General features: G+C 70.3%; 15 protein-coding genes. 4 read left to right on the forward strand and 11 right to left on the reverse strand.

Going from position 1 to position 17,409, the window contains the following annotated elements; all coding sequences use genetic code 11:
- Positions 1–24: 24 nt before the first annotated feature.
- The 6 genes from AB0I59_RS06765 to AB0I59_RS06790 form a co-directional block, all read right to left on the reverse strand.
- The gene (locus tag AB0I59_RS06765; RefSeq protein ID WP_358130851.1) at positions 25–771 is read right to left on the reverse strand and encodes a copper homeostasis protein CutC; all 747 of its coding nucleotides are present in this window, start codon (positions 769–771) and stop codon (positions 25–27) included.
- Positions 768–1,733: an asparaginase gene (locus tag AB0I59_RS06770; protein WP_358130854.1), complete on the reverse strand. Its 966-nt coding sequence runs from the start codon at positions 1,731–1,733 to the stop codon at positions 768–770. Before AB0I59_RS06770 ends, AB0I59_RS06765 begins: the two co-directional genes overlap by 4 nt.
- Positions 1,734–1,800: 67 nt before the next feature.
- Positions 1,801–2,640: an amino acid ABC transporter permease gene (locus AB0I59_RS06775; RefSeq protein ID WP_358130857.1), complete on the reverse strand. Its 840-nt coding sequence runs from the start codon at positions 2,638–2,640 to the stop codon at positions 1,801–1,803.
- Entirely contained in the window at positions 2,637–3,281 is a 645-nt protein-coding gene (locus AB0I59_RS06780; RefSeq protein ID WP_358130860.1) for an amino acid ABC transporter permease, read from the reverse strand. The genes AB0I59_RS06775 and AB0I59_RS06780 overlap by 4 nt, the downstream gene beginning before the upstream one ends.
- Entirely contained in the window at positions 3,281–4,213 is a 933-nt protein-coding gene (locus AB0I59_RS06785; protein ID WP_061252826.1) for a glutamate ABC transporter substrate-binding protein, read from the reverse strand. Before AB0I59_RS06785 ends, AB0I59_RS06780 begins: the two co-directional genes overlap by 1 nt.
- A 21-nt stretch (positions 4,214–4,234) precedes the next feature.
- Complete coding sequence (locus tag AB0I59_RS06790) at positions 4,235–4,963, reverse strand: amino acid ABC transporter ATP-binding protein (protein ID WP_061252533.1); 729 nt, start codon at positions 4,961–4,963, stop codon at positions 4,235–4,237.
- Positions 4,964–5,068: 105 nt separating this feature from the next.
- Here AB0I59_RS06790 and AB0I59_RS06795 point away from each other — a divergent pair, with 105 nt between their 5' ends.
- A complete protein-coding gene (locus AB0I59_RS06795; RefSeq protein ID WP_061252532.1) occupies positions 5,069–6,238 on the forward strand; it encodes an ROK family transcriptional regulator in 1,170 nt (389 codons plus the stop codon).
- Between the two features lie 82 nt (positions 6,239–6,320).
- Here the strand turns inward: AB0I59_RS06795 and AB0I59_RS06800 are convergent, their stop codons facing one another.
- Together AB0I59_RS06800 and AB0I59_RS06805 are read right to left on the reverse strand one after the other, a co-directional pair.
- Complete coding sequence (locus tag AB0I59_RS06800; RefSeq protein WP_358130865.1) at positions 6,321–7,526, reverse strand: ThiF family adenylyltransferase; 1,206 nt, start codon at positions 7,524–7,526, stop codon at positions 6,321–6,323.
- Positions 7,527–7,643: 117 nt separating this feature from the next.
- A complete protein-coding gene (locus tag AB0I59_RS06805) occupies positions 7,644–8,399 on the reverse strand; it encodes a GNAT family N-acetyltransferase (RefSeq protein ID WP_358130868.1) in 756 nt (251 codons plus the stop codon).
- Positions 8,400–8,882: 483 nt separating this feature from the next.
- On the opposite strand from AB0I59_RS06805, the gene AB0I59_RS06810 reads away from it, so the two are divergent.
- Together AB0I59_RS06810 and AB0I59_RS06815 are read left to right on the forward strand one after the other, a co-directional pair.
- Positions 8,883–11,894, forward strand: a complete 3,012-nt coding sequence (locus AB0I59_RS06810) for an AfsR/SARP family transcriptional regulator (RefSeq protein WP_358130870.1) — start codon at positions 8,883–8,885, stop codon at positions 11,892–11,894.
- Between the two features lie 118 nt (positions 11,895–12,012).
- A complete protein-coding gene (locus AB0I59_RS06815; RefSeq protein WP_358130873.1) occupies positions 12,013–13,569 on the forward strand; it encodes a radical SAM protein in 1,557 nt (518 codons plus the stop codon).
- 55 nt (positions 13,570–13,624) lie between these two features.
- Here AB0I59_RS06815 and AB0I59_RS06820 read toward each other — a convergent pair whose 3' ends face one another.
- The 3 genes from AB0I59_RS06820 to AB0I59_RS06830 form a co-directional block, all read right to left on the reverse strand.
- Complete coding sequence (locus tag AB0I59_RS06820; RefSeq protein WP_358130875.1) at positions 13,625–15,226, reverse strand: DHA2 family efflux MFS transporter permease subunit; 1,602 nt, start codon at positions 15,224–15,226, stop codon at positions 13,625–13,627.
- 59 nt (positions 15,227–15,285) lie between these two features.
- Positions 15,286–15,780: a MarR family winged helix-turn-helix transcriptional regulator gene (locus AB0I59_RS06825; RefSeq protein ID WP_358130878.1), complete on the reverse strand. Its 495-nt coding sequence runs from the start codon at positions 15,778–15,780 to the stop codon at positions 15,286–15,288.
- Positions 15,781–16,033: 253 nt separating this feature from the next.
- Entirely contained in the window at positions 16,034–16,648 is a 615-nt protein-coding gene (locus tag AB0I59_RS06830; protein ID WP_358130881.1) for a TetR/AcrR family transcriptional regulator, read from the reverse strand.
- Between the two features lie 71 nt (positions 16,649–16,719).
- Between AB0I59_RS06830 and AB0I59_RS06835 the strand changes: the two genes are divergently transcribed.
- Positions 16,720–17,340: a peroxiredoxin-like family protein gene (locus tag AB0I59_RS06835; protein WP_358130884.1), complete on the forward strand. Its 621-nt coding sequence runs from the start codon at positions 16,720–16,722 to the stop codon at positions 17,338–17,340.
- The last annotated feature ends 69 nt before the right edge of the window (positions 17,341–17,409 follow it).

Raw genomic sequence — 17,409 nt, forward strand, 5'->3', positions numbered from 1 at the left:
ACGGCCCGGCGAACCCGAACGCCCTCACGTCCCGCAAGCGGCGATCACATCCCCGACGACGCCGGGCGAGGTGACCCGGCGCGCGTACTCGGGCTGGCGAAGTTCGCCGCCCATGAACGGGTGGGGGTTGCGGTACACGGCGGGGCTGGGGGCGTCCACCAGCGCGGCGAAGTGGATCTCCTTGGCTCCGGTGGCCGCGACCACACGGCTCACGTTGCGCGGGGTGATGCCGCCGCCGGGCATGATGATCATCCGGTCCCCCGCGTGCTCGCCGAGCGAGGCGATCAGCGGCGCGCCTTCGAGGGCGGTGGTGTCCTGGCCCGAGGTGAGCACCCGGTCGACGCCCAGCGGGGCGAGCGTGTCGAGTGCGGCGAACGGGTCGGCGGTCATGTCGAACGCCCGGTGGAAGGTGACGGAAAGTCCCCCGGCGGCGCCGATGAGCCGCTTGACGACCTCGACGTCCACCTCTCCGGACGGGGTGAGCGCCCCTATCACCACGCCGTGCGCGCCCGCGTTCCCGATGGCCGCCACGTCGCGTTCCATGGCCGCGATCTCGTACTCGTCGTAGACGAAGTCGCCGCCTCTGGGACGGATGATCACATGGACGCGGATCGCCGAGACCGCGGCGAGGGTCGCCTCCACCACGCCCAAGGTGGGAGTGAGACCGCCCTCGAACAACGCCGAGCACAGCTCCACCCGATGCGCGCCGGCCCGTTCCGCCGCCAGAGCGCCCGCGGTGCTGTCGATGCAGACCTCGTAGCTAAGGCTCATATCCCCTCCAAAGCGTGGATTTCGCCGACGGGGGCGCCCCCGCCCAGCACCGGGACGCGCTCGAAGCCCGCCGCCGCCGTGACGTCGCCGCCCGCCGCCTTCAGCACGGCCAGCGCGATGGCGTTCGTCGCCCGAGGGCTGCCGTCGACGACCTTGACCGCTGCCGCGTGTCCTGTGGCCAGAGCGACGACGAGCACCCCCTCGGCCCCGCCCTTCGCCACCGCTCCCGGCAGCGCCCGCATCAGGGAGGTGTTGGGGTGGCCGGTGCCGCCGACGTACTCGGGATGCTCGCGCATCGCGTCGGCGACCGCCCTCGGCGCGGTTCCCGGCTCGGCCAGCACCATGCGCTGGACGGCCAGCGCCAGCCCGGTCAGTGACATCCCGAACAGCGGCGCCCCGCAGCCGTCCACCGCGACGTGGGCCACCTCCTCCCCCGACAGTTCCTCGACCACTTCGCGCACCCTGCGCTGCAGGGGATGAGCCGCGTCGAGGTAGGTGCCGGTCGGCCAGCCGGAGGCCGCGCAGGCGGCGAGCATCGCGGCGTGCTTGCCCGAGCAGTTCATGCGCTCGGCAGATGCGCTCATGCCCTCGCGGATCAGCCCGTGCCGAGTGGCCTCGTCCTCCGGCCAGTCGGCGGGGCAGCGGAGCGCGTCGAACCCGAGCCCCGCCGCGTCGAGCATCTCGGCGACCAGCCGTACGTGGACGTCCTCGCCCGTGTGGCTGCCGGCGGCGATGGCCAGGCGGGGCCCGTACAGATCGGCTCCGGCCGAAAGGCACGCCAGCGCCTGCAGCGGTTTGGCGGACGAGCGCGGCAGTATCGGCGCACCGGCCAGGCCGAGGGCGACGGCCGCGGTGCCGTCGGGCGCGAGGCCCACGGCGCTGCCGAAGTGCAGGCTCTCCGTGAATCCGGAACGCACCACCTCGGCGAGCGGGACGAGTCCGGGCACGGACGGTTCAGGCACTGACGGTTCAGGCACGGGCGGTTCAGGCACGGGCGGTTCAGGCAGGGGCGGTTCAGGCAGGGGCGGTTCAGGCACGGGCGGTGCTCCTTCGTGATCGGTCGGCCGCGACTGCGCGGGTCTCCTGAGTACGGGTTTCGAGGACGCGGGCGAGCTTCGACAACGACCCGTTGATCGCCAGGTAGACCAGCGCCACGACGATGTAGGTCTGGATGAGCAGGCCGTTGTAGGCCGCCAGGACCTTGCCGCTGTAGAGCAGTTCGGCGTAGCTGACCACGAAGCCGAGCGACGTGTCTTTCAGCAGGCCGACCGACTGGCTGACGATGGAGGGCAGCACGCGCCGGGCCGCCTGCGGCAGCACGATCGTGCGCATGGTCTGGCCGTGCGTGAGCCCGACGGCCAGACCCGCCTCGCCCTGCCCCTTGTCGACGGACAGGATTCCGGCCCGGAAGACCCCCGCGAACGCCGCCGCGTTCGACACCGCGAGCGGCACGACGAGCTTCCAGAACAGGGGCAGGTCCACCCCGTATCGGGGCAGGGCGAACAACATGACGTAGACGAGGAGCAGCGCCGGGATGGTCCGTACGGCCTCGATGTAGGCGGCCGCGGGCAGGCGCACCCAGCGGCGGCGAGACAACCTGCCCAGCGCCAGTGCCAGTCCGGCCGCCATGGCGAGCGCCGCCGCGACGACCGCCGCCAGCACCGTGGACCACAGGCCGCCGAGCAGGTAACGCCACATCGGCCACGTCGCGTACGGCTGCCAGCGCTCCGGATCGAGCTGCCCGGCCGCGGCGAACTGGCGGACGGCCAGCGCGAGGAGCCCCAGGATCGCGACCGTGCCGACCACGGTCGCGATCCGGATCCTACGGCGGGCGCGCGGTCCGGGCGCGTCGAAGAGGAGATCGCTCATCCGGCCGTCACCAACCGTCGTTCGAGCCGGCCGGTGACGAGGCCGACACAGGCGGCGATCAGCGCGTAGGCGAGACCCGCCCCGACGAAGATCGGGATCGGCTGGGCCTCGATGAGGTTGACGCGGTTGGCCGCCGCGGTCAGGTCGACCACGCCGACGGCAGCCGCGAGCGAGGTGTTCATCGTCAGGGCGATGAAGACGTTGCCCAGCGGCTGGATCACCGTGCGCAGCGCCTGCGGCAGGACCACGTGGCGCAGCGACTGGCCGAAGGTCAGCCCGAGCGCGCGTGCCGCCTCACCCTGGCCGGCGGAGACGGCGTTGACGCCGGAGCGCAGCGCCTCGGCGATGTAGGCGGCCTCGTAGACCGCGATGACCACGACGGCGGTGACCAGCAGATCCGCCTTGATCCCGATCTCCGGCAGGCCGAACACGGCGAGCACCAGCAGCACCAGGAGGGGCAGGTTCTGGAAGGTCTCGACGTACGCGGTGCCGATCCCGCGCAGGACCGCGACCGGGCTGACCCTCATGGAGGTGACGACGATCCCGAGCACCGCGGCGCCGGCGAACGAGGCCGCGGTGAGCTGGAGCGTCACGACCAGCCCCTCCCAGAACTCGGGAAGGTGATCCAGGAGCACGGACATCAGGAACCCGGAACCGATCCGATCTGCGGCGGGGCCGGGGCCTCGCCCTGGACGACCGTGCCTATGGAGTTCTTCCAGATCCCCTGCCAGACACCGGCGCTCTGGGTCTTCTTCAGCCAGTCGTTGACGAACTTCTTGAACTGGTCGTCACCGTGCTTGAGGCCGATGCCGTACGGATCGGTCGTGAAGGGGCTGCCGACGACCTCCACCGCCGGGTCCTTCTGCGCGTCGGCGATCAGGAGGGTCTCGTCCTGGACGTAGGCGACACCGCGGTCCTGCTTGAGCGCCTGGATGCACTCGGGGTCGCTTCCGAACGTCACGATCTCGGCCTGCGGGGCGAGCTTCTTGATGGCAGGGATGGCCGGGGTGTTGGCTCCCGCGATGACGGTCTTGCCGTTGAGGTCCTCCGGTTTGGCGATGCCCGTCGTCCCCTTCTTGACCGCGATGGTCAGGCCGGACGAGTAGTACGGCCCGGCGAAGGCGACCTGCTCGGCCCGCTCAGGCGTGATCGTGTAGGTCTGGAAGACCACGTCGACGGTGCCGTTGCTCAGCAGCGCCTCACGGGTCTCGGAGGCCGAGTTGACGATCTTCACCTTGGGCTCGCCGATGATGTACGTGGCGAGGGCCTTGCCCATGTCGGCGTCGAATCCCTCGACCTCGCCGGTCACCGGGTTCTGCTGCGACAACAGGGGTGCGTCGAGCGACCCGCCGACGATCAGCTCGCCCCGCTGCTTGATCTTCTCCATCGTGGAGCCGGGCAGGATGTCGGCGGCCGCGGCCACCGGTGCCTTGGCGAGCACACCAGCGCCCTCGGCGGCTCCTCCCGTCTCGCCCGGCACCGCCGGGCTACCCGAGCCCGTGCCGGAGCAGGCGGACAGGCCGATCATCGACACGGCGGCGACAGCGGCCACCCGCTTCATGGACACCACCATCGTGCCCACCATCCTTTGCGATCAGTGAGTGAGTACCTTGGCCAGGAAGTCCCTGGCCCGGTCCGTCCTGGGAGCTTCGAAGAACGTGTCCGGCCGGCCCGTCTCGACGATCCGGCCGCCGTCCATGAACACCACGCGGTCGGCGGCCCTGCGGGCGAACCCCATCTCGTGGGTGACGACGACCATGGTCATGCCGTCCGCGGCGAGTCCGGCCATGACGTCGAGGACTTCGCCGACCATCTCGGGGTCGAGCGCCGAGGTGGGCTCGTCGAAGAGCATCACCTTGGGGCGCATGGCGAGCGCCCGGGCGATGGCTGCCCGCTGCTGCTGCCCACCGGACAGGCGTGCGGGCAGCTTGCCGGCCTGCTCGGCGATGCCGACGCGTTCCAGCAGTTCCCGCGCGGTCCGCTCCGCCTCGGCGCGGCCGACGCCGCGCACCTTCATCGGCGCGAGCACCACGTTCTCCAGGACGGTCTTGTGCTGGAAGAGGTTGAAGGACTGGAACACCATCCCGACGTCGGCCCGGAGCCTGGCCAGTTCGCGGCCCTCCTCGGGAACCGGCACGCCGTCGATGCGGATGGTGCCGGAACTCGCGCTTTCCAGCCGGTTCAAGCAGCGGCACAGGGTGGACTTGCCGGATCCCGAGGGGCCGATCACCACGAGGACTTCGCCCTGCGCCACTTCGAGGTCGACATCGTGGAGAACATGATGATCACCGAACCATTTGTTCAGTGCTTGTATCTGGATCATCGGCCATCTTCCTTCGAGATCGAAGATTAAGCGGACCGTAATGGACGATTCTCACGCAAGTCAACACATTGCCGCACTAAGTACAGCCGTGGTATTCCTCTGTTCATGTCAGGCAAAGAGCGACTGCCCGTACGAGGGGCTCAAGGAGACCTCCTGCGCCTGGTCGCGGGCGGCCACGCCGAGTCCCGGGCGGAGCTCGCCCGCCTCTCCGGCCTGGCGGCCTCCAGCGTCTCCCTGCGCGTCGAGGAACTGATCGATTCCGGCCTGCTCGTCGAGGAGGGATCCGGAGCCTCCCGCGGCGGGCGGCGGCCACGGCGGCTGCGGCTCAGCCCCACCGCCGGACTGCTGGCGGTGGCCGACCTCGGGGCGCACCACGTCCGCCTCGGCCTGCTCGACCTCAGCGGCACCCCGCTGGTCATCGAGGAGCACCCCTGCGACATCAACCGGGGCCCCGAGGCGGTTCTGGACTGGATGGCGGACGTGTTCGACGAACTGCTGGAGCGCCACGGGAGGGACGGCTCCTCCGTCGTCCCGCTGCGCGGGATCGGCACCGGGATCCCCGGTCCCGTGGACCCAGCCAGCGGTCGCGTGGTGTCCCCCTCGCGCATGCCCGGCTGGAACAACTTCCCCGTCGCCGAGCATCTGGGCAGGCGGTACGACCTGCCGGTCCTCGTGGAGAACGACGCCAACCTCATGGCCATCGGCGAGGCCCGCGCCTGGCCCCGCTGCGACAACCTCATGGTCCTGAAAGCGGGCACCGGCATAGGGTGCGGGGTCATCGTCGAGGGCCGCCTGCACAGGGGACGAGGGGCGGCGGGCGACATCAGCCACGTCCGGGTCAGGACGGACTCCTCCGTCACCTGCTCCTGCGGGCACTCCGACTGTCTGGAGGCCTACGCCAGCGGAGCCGCGCTGATGAGCGCCCTGGCCGAGCACGGCATCACCGTACGACGGCCCGCGGGCATCGTGACCTCCGTCGACGACGGCGTACCCGAGGCGACGGCGCTGGTCAGGAACGCCGGGCGCCTCATCGGCGAGGTGCTCACCGTGCTGGTGAACTTCTTCAACCCCGACGCCATCGTGGTCGGCGGCAGCCTCTCCGCGGCCGAACCGCTCATCTCCGCGATCCGAGCCGCCGTCTACGAGCGCTGCCTACCTCTCGCCACGCGCGACTTGGAGATCGCCGTCACCCGCGTCGGCCGGGACGCGGCCCTCCTCGGTGCCGGATCCCTCCTCCTGGACGCCGCGCTGGCCTTCGAGTCCACCCACGTCTAGACCGGGGGTGTCACGTGGATCTCCGCCACGGCGAGTGGGCGGCGCGTAGGCCAAGAAGATCCATGAACCCGAGTTCTCCGGGTCAACGCCCGTAACCGGCGTCCGCACCGGCGACCGTCGAGGGTGCGAGCGCGGGAGCGGACACGGCGGGATCTCCGTACATCCGATGGTCGTCCGTGACGAGCGTGCCGGGGTCCACGTAGTACCGGCCGGAGGCGACGGGCTCCCCGAGGAGGAGGCGGCGCGCGGCGTCCGTGACGATGCCTCCGCCGAGTGAGACTCCGGAGGCGAGTTGGGGCCAGCTACTGATCGTCTTGCCGATCTCGGGGAGCGAGGCGACCATGCGCGGGCTCAGCAGCCGTTCACCGAGGAGGGCCAGCACGATGGGGATCTTGGCCTCGGCCGCCAGCCCGTCCAGATCCTCGGCCCGGACGTCGCCCAGCAGGCCGTGGAGGATCGGCCGATCGGGCTCCAGGTCGAAGCGCTCGACGTCCAGAAGACCTCGATCGCTCGTGTCCATGAGCACCGGGATGCCGTGCGCGCGTGCGCGCTCCCGTACGGCGACCTTGACGTGCAGGTCGTCGCACTCCTCGACGAGGAGGTCCAGCTTGCCGCCCGCGAGAAGGAAGTCGTCGACGGTGTCCCGCCGCACCCCGTGCGGGTAGCGCTCGATGTCCAGGTACGGGTTGATCTCGGCCATCTGCCGCGCGGACAGAACGGTCTTCTCCACTCCGAGGTCCGGCAGGCCGGCCCTGATCCGATTGAGGTTCGTCATTTCGAGCGTGTCGAAATCGGCGAGCCGGAAGAAGCCGCCCACACCTTCGAGGGCCATCGTGACCGCCGCTGCGTTGCCGACGGACAGTCCGATGACGCCGATGCGCGTGCCAAAGAGGCGCCGCTGCTCGGCGCGAGTGATCTTGTTTCGGTTGCGGTCGGTGCGCAGCTCTCCGAACTCCGCGGCGGGAAGCGCGCGTACGAGTACGCCGGACCACGGATACCAGACGAACGTGCCGTATCGCGTGAGCTCACGCCCGGCCAGGTGAAGCCGGATCCGCCGGTCCAGTTCGGCGTCGGATCCGCTCACTGCGGGGTCGCGGGCGGCCATCAGCTCGGCCAGCTGCCTCTCCACGGAGTCATGGACCCGCCGTACGGATCCGGAGCGCAACAACCGGTGGAGTGCCGCTTCGTCCTCTTCGGCGGAAAGGTCGAAGAGGACGGGACGCCAGTCGGGCGATCCTGGGGATGTGGCGGAGAGTCTGGTCAGCTCGTGCCAGAGTTCGTCGTGCATCGGAGTTCCTCGGGGGTGGCGGTGATCGGCGGGAGATGACGAGGACAAACGGGAGATGCCGGGGACCGGCGGGAGATGACGGGGATCGACGTCCATTCCATCGGCCGGCGCCCGCTGTCATCGTGAAACGGCGGCCAGTTCCTCTCTGGGACCGTACGGACGCATGGCGCCGGCGAGGGCCGCGACGCCGTCGCGCACGGCGTGCAGAACCTGGGCGCGTGTGGCGAAGCTCAGGAACACCTGCTCGTGCCGGTTCGTCGGCGGGAAGAACCCGTCGACGCACAGAGCGGCGTCCGCCGTCCCGTAGGCGGATGTCAGGACCGCCTTGTCGGCGATCTTCCGGAACGAGACCCACGTGTCCCAGTCGGCCGTGAACCGGTCGAGTACGGCTCCGCGAGCGAGGCGCGCCAGTATGGTCGAGAGGCCCTTCCCGCGGAACTCCGGGTGGATCCACAGACCGCCGACGTGCCCGACCCTCCCGGCCAGCGTGGGAAACGTCGCCGGGAGAACCAGCCGGAGCCCGTCCGGCATGCCGGCGGGAACCGGATCGAACCACAGTTTCAACGACCTGACCAGCATGGTGAAGTCCGTGGTCTCGAACACCCGGCCCGCGATGCAGGCGACGGTTCCGCCCGTCTCGTCACGGACCCACAGACAGAGGCTCTCGCCGGGCGCCACCTTGCCGCACCCGGGATCGAACGTCGGGTTGACCCCGTCCGTGCCCGCGGCGCTCCTCATATGGGATGCCCAGCGGGCCAGGTCGTCGCTCAGGAACAGACGCAGTCCGCGGATGCCCGACAGTTCGACGCAGGTGGCCGCCAGTTCCCGGACCTCGGCGAGGCGGAAAACCGCTTCGACGGTGGATGGATTCAACGACAATTCCATTACTGCCCCTCAGGCATGCGGATGTACGGGTGACGCCGTGTACTCGTCGAGGACGGTAGCGGCGGCATGTCAGAGCCGGATCCGAGTCGTCTCAAGGTCGGCGTCGTCGCCCTCATCACGGGCGGGACGGTCCACGCGGCCACATCCGCGTCACCGCCAAGGTTTTCACGCGGGCATCGGTTTTCAAGCGCACATCAATCGAATAGCCGTATATACGAAACCTCTGACACGCCCCCTGCACAACTCCATCCACCGCCGCGGCGAGCCCGCCTTCACGATCGAGCGATCTGGACACCACATGACGTCGGCCATCCCATGCCACCGGAGCGATCACGCGGAATCCGGGGATCATCCGCGGCGGGTCCTCCCCACGCGTCCGGCCGGGCACTCGGCCGGGCACTCCCGTCCCGCGACCGATGCGGCGGCCGGGAGGCACCGGACCCCGTACTCCACGGCGATCGGAGCGGCCAGATGAACCGGACGGCGACGAGCCCGCCGAACGCGCGCTGCACACTCGTGATCGCGGCAGCCGGCTACGGCAAGACCGAGACGCTGCACCGCTGGTTACGCGGCCACCGCGCGAGCTGGCATTCCGCGGTGGTTCCCGACCTCGGCGACGAGGACGTGGCGGTACTCGACGATCTGGCCGCGGTCCCCGCCGCCGAGCTCAGGGCGTTCGTCGAGCGCGCGGCTCCGAAGACGAGGCTCATGCTCGTCTCACGCCTGCCCCTCCCCGGTCTGGCGGCCGTACCCGGTCTGCGGATGATCGGCCCGGCCGATCTCGCGCTGCCTCCGGCGAGGGTGGCCGCGATCCTGCGGGAACAGTACGGCGTGCACGACGCGAACCTGGCCAGGAGGGTCCACGGGCTGACCGCGGGCTGGCCCGCCCTCGTCCACCTGACCGGCGCGCGACTGGTCACGGCGGCTCCCACTCCCGCCGAACTCCTGCCCGCCAGCATCGCGGGCCCGGGAACCGCACCCTTCGGCTTCGTGGAGACGGAGGTGCTCGCGCCCTTCGAGCCCGGCACGCGCCGGCTGCTGCGCGCCATCGCGCATCTGGGCCCCGTCTCCGCCGGGCTCTGCCGCGCGCTGGGCGTCGACAGTCCGGAGCCGGCGCTCGACCTGTTGCTCAGGACCGGCCTGCTCGTCCCGACGCACAACACGGCCGCCCGCCCGCACGACGACCCGCGGTGGGCGCCCACGTACCGGCTGGTGCCGTTGGTGGCCGAGGTGGTCCGGACCCGCTGGCCGCTCTCCGAGGCGAAGCGCCATCGGCTGCTTCGCGACGCCGCGGGCTGGTACGAGCGCATGCGGATGATCGGGGCGGCGGTCACCGCCCGCCGGCACGCCGCGGACCACTCCGGCTTCCTTCGCGTCCTCCGGGAGCACGGTCGCGAAGGGATCGCGGAGGGCTCCGCCGCGGCGGTCGGCGACGCGATCCGTTCGCTTCCGCCGGCGTCGCGCGACCGGGAACTCCGCCTCCTGCTCGGGCAGGCGCTGACCGTGACGGGTCACTACGACGAGGCGCTCGCCACGTTCGCCGCCGACGCGGACCGCCTCGACGCGGGACTCGCCTGGAGGCTCGGCACGGTGCACTACCTGCGCGCACGCCCCCATGCCGCGATAGAGACCTTCGAGCGGGTGGAGCTCCCGGAGGTGGAGGGCGTCGACGAGGCGATGCTGCACGCGTCGCATGCCCTCGCCCGCTGGATGATCGGCGATCTCGCGCGATCCGGCGAGTTGTCCGAGCGGGCGCTCGCCGTCGCCGGCCGCGGCGACGACACCGCGGCCGCGGCCATGGCCCACACGGCCCTGGCGATGCACGCGACGCTGTCCGGCGACCCGGTCGCCAACGCGGAACACTACGAGCGCGCGCTCGGGCTCGCGGAACGAGCCGGAGACATCGTCCAGATCTCGCGCGTCCGCGCCAACCGCGCCGGGCTGTTGCTCAACGAGGGCGGCTACCCGGAGGCGCTCGCCGAAGCGCTCGCGGCGGCGGCTCTCGCGGAGACGTGCGACGCGATGGCGGTTCTCCCCGTCGCCCTGTGCAACGCCGGTGAGGCGCTCACCCTGCTCGGCCGGATCGAGGAGGCGTCCGATCTCTTCGGGTACGCCGTGTCGCTCTACCAGCGGCTCGGCTCGGCCAAGGTGGCCTACCCGTTGCTCGGGCTGGCCGACATCCACCACTGGCGTGGGCAGCACCAGCTCGCCCGCGCCGCCTACGAGGAAGCGGTACGGATCGCCGAACCGACGGGCGATCTGCAGGCTCTCGTGCCCGCGTTGTCGGGTCTCGCGCTGGTGCTGTGCCGTGAGGACCCGGGTACGGCGAAGCGCCTCGCGACCCGCGCCGCCACGATGGCGACGGGGAGACGCGCGGCGCGGGCGCTGATCGTCAGGGGGTGGGTCGCCGTCCTCTCCGGCGATCTGGAATGCGCGGCCGGCATGGCGGGAGAGGCGGCGGATCTCGCGCGCCGCCACCGCGACAAGCCCGCCGTGGCCCAGGCGCTGGAGCTGCACGCCGCGATCGACCCCGCCCAGGCGGCGCACGCGCTCGCCGAGGCCGCCACGACATGGCAGGTCACCGGGGCCACCCTGCACGTCGATCGCCTGCGGGCGATGCGCGGCCGGCTGCCCGACTCCAACGCCGCCGACCGCATCGAGGGACGTGCCGCCGCCGAGAGGCTCCGGGGGGCGGGCATCCGGCTGATCTCTCCGCTGGCGCCGGAACCTCCCCAGGTGTCGATCTCGACGCTCGGCCGCTTCGAGGTCGTGGTGAACGGCGTCACGCTGCCCCCGTCGGCGTGGCAGTCCAGAAAGGCGCGGGACCTGCTGCGGATCCTCCTCTCCCGGCGTGGCCGGATGACCGGGCGCGAGGAGATCGCCGAGTCGCTGTGGCCGGGCGAGGATTCCGGCAGAGTCGGCCACCGGCTGTCGGTCGCGCTGTCGGTCCTGCGCTCGGTCCTCGATCCCGACCGCCGTGCCGCGACCGATCACTTCATCCGGGCCAGCCCTGGCGCCGTGGCCCTGGACACCTCCCGGGTGACGATCGACGTGGAGGACTTCCTGGAAGAGGCGGAGCACGGTCTGCGCCTTGGGAAGCACGGCCGGGCCGTACTGGCCGGCGTCGAGCGCCACTACACCGGGGACTTCCTGGAGGACGAGCCGTACGAGGAATGGGCGGTCGCCACTCGCGAGCTGGCACGCGCCACCTACCTGCGGGTCGTGCGAGCGCTGGCGCAACTCGCCGTCGAAGCCGGGGACGTCGACGAGGCGATCCGATGGCTGCTACGCATCCTCGACCTGTCCCCGTACGACGAGCAGCCGCACCTGGACCTGGTCCGCGTGCTCAGCGACGGGGGCCGGCACGGGGAGGCGCGGCGGGCGTACCAGAGGTACGCGGCGGCCATGCGCGCGATCGGGGTCGCTCCGTCGCGGCCGCCCGCAGCCGGGGACCGCGCACGGCCAGACGGGGCGGGGCCCTGACCTCCCGCGACACCGAGGAGGAGACACGGGGTGTCGGCACCCCCCGGCACCGGGTCATGAGTCCCGCGGGAGTGGGGGCCAGGTGAAGTTCGCCGGTACGAAAACGAAGTGAGAGAGCGTGGACCGATACGAAAGGAACGTGGGAGGCGATCACTGGCCGGAGGGCACCCTGCCGCTGATCGAGGATCGCGTCGCGGCGGCGAGGCGAGCCGTCGCGAAGCTCGAATCTCTCGACCGGTACGGCATCCGGCGCACGCTGCACGGTTTCCACACCGTCTCCGACTACTACCCTCTCCGGGCGACGGCGCCGATCGACGCCGGAGAAGCCGAGGAGATCGTATCCGCGGTCGGCGGGTCACCCTTCAAGATGTACCTCCGCCTCCCGTTCCGTGAAAGCGGCTGCGCTTTCTGCCGGCCGCACGGATCGCCGACGGAGCGGGGCGTGGGCCGCATAATCAAAGAAGGGGATGCGCTCCGCCTCATCGAGAACGAGCTGGCTGTATATCACGACGTACTCGGTGGACCGCTCATCGCCCTCGCGCTGCGGATCGGAGGCGGCCTTCCGTCGCGAAACAACCTGCTGGCCAAGCTGTTCAACCGGGTGAAGAACCATCTCGCCGTCAGGCCCGGGGCGAAAGTCACGATCGAGATCCATCCCGAAGACCACGAAGACCACGATATTCGCGAGAAACTCGGAATCTTGAAGGATTTCGGAGTCACCGATCTGGTGCTCGACCTGCACAGCGGACATCCTCGGACCCTCGAGCACATCGGCCGGCCACCGTCGTCACTCGACACCTATCTCAGGCTGGTCGATACGTGCCTCGACGAAGGACACGATTCCATCGTCACCACGCTGGCCGCCGGCCTGCCTTTCGAGACGTTCGAAAGCCTGGACCATACGATCCGGCTGATCGCCGATATTCCTCAGGTCAGCGCCGTGAATATCTTCCCCGCTGTCACACGGGGGGCGGATCCGGGCTCGCGGAATCTCCGGCACCTTCCGCGGGATTCCCACAGCGCCGAGGTACGCGACCAGATGTGGCTCTTCGCGCGTAACACGATGCGCGCGTTGGGATACGTCGAGGGTCCCTTCTCCTCCATGCGCCGGTCGAGCCGGTCGGACCGGCGAAGCGACGAGTTCGAGCAGGTCGGTTCCCTAGGAGCCGGCATCTCGGCGTCCGGCTATCTGGACGGCCCGGACTGGGGAGCGCGGTACCACAACGCCTGCGATCCCCGGGACTACGCGGAGCGAATCGGTCGCAACCGGCTGGCCATCTGGCGTCTCGGCAGGTTGGACCGCACCGAACAGATGCGCCGCACGATCATCTCCGGCCTGGCGAACCTGGAGGTCGGCGACCTGTTCGAGATCGAAGAGCGCTACGGCGTATCGATCGACGCCCTCTACGGTCGCGTCTTCAACGCCCTGCTCGAACTCGGCCTCATCGGCGTCGACACCGCACGCCGTGGAATCCGCCTCACCGAAGAAGGGCTCTGCCGCCTGGAGGAGATCACGTACTTTCTCGGTAGCGACCTCGTCAAGGACGCCTGCGATGAACCGCCGTCGCCGGAAGATCCCCACCATCGCACGGTCACCGTGCCGCGTAGGGACCGACGGCGATTCGAGGCCTTCGTCGGCGAGCAGGACGAGGCTTTCCTGCACCGGCTCAGGTGAACGCGTCCCTCTGCCATCCCGGCCGTCGGCGGGCCACCGCACCACATGATCACGGTCAGTGCGCGGCCGGTACGTCGACGGGCGCCTGGCCGCGCCGTACGCCCAGGACCGCGGCGAGGGCGCCGGCGACGCACAGCACACCGGTGACGGTCAGCGCGGCGTGGAAGCCGTGGACGAACGCCTGGTTGCTCCCCTCGATGACGGCCGCCTTCAGGGTGGCCGGCATCGACGAGGAGACGGGGGCGACACCCTGGGCGACGGCGCTCACGGCCCCTTCCAGCTCGCGGGCCGTGACGGCGGGTGTACCGGCGTCGGTGAGTGCCCCGAACAGGGCCGAGCCCGCCCTGCTCGCCAGAAGCGACGCCAGGACCGAGGTGCCCAGCGCGCCGCCCAGTTGCAGTGCGGTGCTCTGCAGGCCGCCCGCGACGCCTGCGTCCTTGATGGGGGCGTTGCCGACGACGGCCTCGGAGGAGGCGGACATGACCATGCCGACGCCCAGGCCCAGCAGGACGAACCCCGGCCACAGGGAGTGGTAGGACGAGTCGACCGCCACCCCGAGCAGGGCGAAAGCGGCCCCGGCCTGCAGCGCCATGCCCAGCGGCATCGTCAGCCGGGGGCCGAAGCGCTCGGTGAGCTTGGCGCCGATCAGCGGCGCGACGATGGAGGCGAGGCTGAGCGGGAGCGTGTAGACACCGGTCATCACGGCGCTGTATCCGCGGACGTTCTGCAGATAGAGCATCAGCAGGAAGATCACGCCGAGCAGCACGAAGAAGTTGAGTGCCGTGATCACCGTACCGACCGTCAGGGACGGATTCCGGAACAGCCGCATGGGCAGCAGCGGGTACCGGCGCCGGGCCTCGAAGAGGCAGAATCCGGCCAGGACGAGGATGCCGAGTCCCAGGCAGCCGAGCGTGGCGGCGGAGCCCCAGCCCCAGGTCTCCCCCTTGACCACGCCGAAGACCAGGATCAGCATGCCGAGCGCCAGCAGGACCACGCCCACGACGTCGAATCGCTCCGTGCCGCCGTGCGGCCTGCTCCGGGGCAGCACGCGCAGGCCGAAGACGAGGCCGACGACGCCGATCGGCGCGTTGATGTAGAAGACCCACTCCCAGCTGACGTGTTCCACGAACAGCCCGCCGACGATCGGCCCCAGCGCGGTGGAGACGGACGACACCATGGCCCAGATGCCGACCGCCATTCCGAACTTCGCCGGGGAGAAGACGGCGCGCATCAGCCCCAGGGTGTTGGGCATCATCAGCGCGGCGAAGAGCCCCTGGACCGCGCGGAGGGCGATGACTCCCTCGATCGAACCGATCAGGCCGATGGCGACCGACGAGACGACGAAGCCGGCCATGCCGACGAGGAAGAAGGTACGGCGGCCGAACCGGTCCCCGAGCTTCCCGCCGAGGATCAGCAGGGCGGCGAGCGCCAGCAGGTAGGCGTTGGTCACCCATTGCAGCTGGGCCAGGGACGCGTGCAGATCTGCGCTGATGTACGGGTTGGCGATGGACACCACACTGCCGTCGAGGCTGACCATGAACAGCCCGAAGCAGACGGCGGCGAGAGTGAACCAGGGGTTCAGGCGCGCGGGTGGTCGGGCGGGAGCCACGCCGTCCGTGGATGGAGCGATCTTACGGTCCACGGAGGGAGAAGTCATGAAGGGGTGGTTCCTTGTCGTTCGATACGGCTCTTGCGAGCTGGCGGCCGCCGGACGCGTCATCCGGTGGCGGGGTGAACCTGGCGGAGCAAGGCGGTGAGGGCGGGCAGTGCCCGCCCGATGGCCGCGACCTCGTCGGCGCTCAGGGCGTTCAGACCGTCGCCGAGGACCGTCGACGTCAGGGCCTCCGCGATCGCGAAACGCCGGTCGGCCTCCTCCGTGGTGTGCAGATGCACGATGCGCCGGTCGGCGGGATCGGTGACCCGCTCCAGCTGCCCCTGCCCGGCGAGCTGCGACACCATCGCGCTGACGTTGTTGGGCTTCATCAGCAGTTCGTCGGCCGCCTCGCGCACGGTGATCCCCGGCCGCTCCTTCACGAGCCGCACCAACGCGAGCTGCCCCTCGGGAAGCACGGGATGGGGGAACTCGATGTGGACCCGGCGCTCCACGGCCCGCAGGAGGCGGGGAAGCAGGGCGCCCAGCTGTGACACCACCTCAAGGGACACAAGGGCGGCGCGGTCGTCCGGGCTCGGCAGGGGGCTGGAGGAGGGCATGTCAGCAAATATAGGTATACGGAGATAGGTATGTCAAAATACCCATAACCGCCACCCCGGCGCCGAGGGCCGGAATCCACCCGATCGCCACCACGGACGCCGCAACGTGCCGAAAGGGGACCCGCCGACGGGCCGCATCATCGACGGCGACGCCTGACAGTGACCCTCTGCCAAGACACCGACGACGTACTGCTGGACGAGCCGACGCTCCGGTGCCTCCACGCGCTCGAGCACAGGGATCAGGCCGCGGGTGTCACGTCTCCATACCTCGCAACAGGGTGGCCAGTCCCCCGTGGAACTCCTCGTCCGCGTCGACGGTGCGGGCCCGCCTCGCCGTATCGGCCAGGTGGGGGAACTCGGTTCGCGACAGGCCGGCGATGCTCTCCGTGCCGGGCCCCGCCAGGGACCCGAGGTGTTCGAGCTGGATGGCCCCGACGACGTAGGCGAGCAGGCAGCGCAGGGCGATGACGCGCTTCCGGCCGTCCAGGCCCGCTTCGGTGAGGATGCCGACCACCGATTCCGACCAGCGCATCAGGCCGGCGGACCGGTGCCGGTGCGTGATGATCAGCGGAACGACCCCTGGGTGAGCGCCGACGCTGTCGCGCACACGGTGGACCAGGATCTCGATCCGCTCCTGCCAGGACCCGTCCGTGGCGGGCGGCGTGGTGTCGACGGCGCCGAGGACGGACTCGATGACGAGCTGTTCGAGTTCTTCCCGATCGTCGATGTACCGGTAGAGCGCCATGGTGCTCATCCCGACCTGTTGGGCGACCGCGCGCATCGACAGGCCGGCGAGCCCCTCGCGGTCGATGACGGCGAGGGCGGCCGAGGCCAGCTGAGCAGGGGTGAGTGAACGCGGGCGTGGCATGACGCTTGAAAGCGTACGGCATACACCTATGATCGTAGGCGTATGACGTACACCTAAAAGAGAGGTGCCCGATGAGTTCGTCCCGAACAGTGCTGAAGCCCGGGTCCTTACTTCCCGCCCGTGAGCTGACCGCGGTCTCCGGCCGTCCGATCGCCATCCCCGACCCCGAGCGGATGATCCACCTGCAGTTCCGGCGGTTCGCGGGTTGCCCGGTCTGCAACCTGCACCTGCGCTCGGTGGTGCGGCGGTACGACGAGATCGAGGCGGCCGGAGTCCGCGAGGTCGTGGTCTTCCACTCGCCCGCCGAAGAACTGGCCGAGCACACCGCCGACCTGCCGTTCCCCCTGATCGCCGATCCCGGCAAGCGGCTGTACGTCGAGTTCGGCGTGGAGTCGGCGCCCCGCTCGCTGCTCGACCCCCGTGTGTGGGGTCCGATCGTCCGCGCGGTCACGCTGAGCGCGTGGGCGATCCTGCGCGGCCGGGAACGCGGACCGGCGGCCAGGCCTCATGGCGGCCGCCTCGGCCTTCCCGCCGACTTCCTGATCGGCCGCGATGGGCGGGTGCTCGCCGCGAAGTACGGCGAACACGCCTACGACCAATGGTCCGTCGACGAGCTGCTCGACCTGGCGTCCCATGCGCCGACGCCGACGCCGACGAGAGAGGGGTCGTCCTCCGACGCCGACCTGACGTGATTCCTTCCACCTGAGTGGCGGCGCCGACGTGCGACGCGGCAGACTGAGCGCTCACTGAGACATAGGGGG

This window comes from Microtetraspora glauca, assembly GCF_040656155.1.
GTDB lineage: Bacteria > Actinomycetota > Actinomycetes > Streptosporangiales > Streptosporangiaceae > Microtetraspora > Microtetraspora glauca.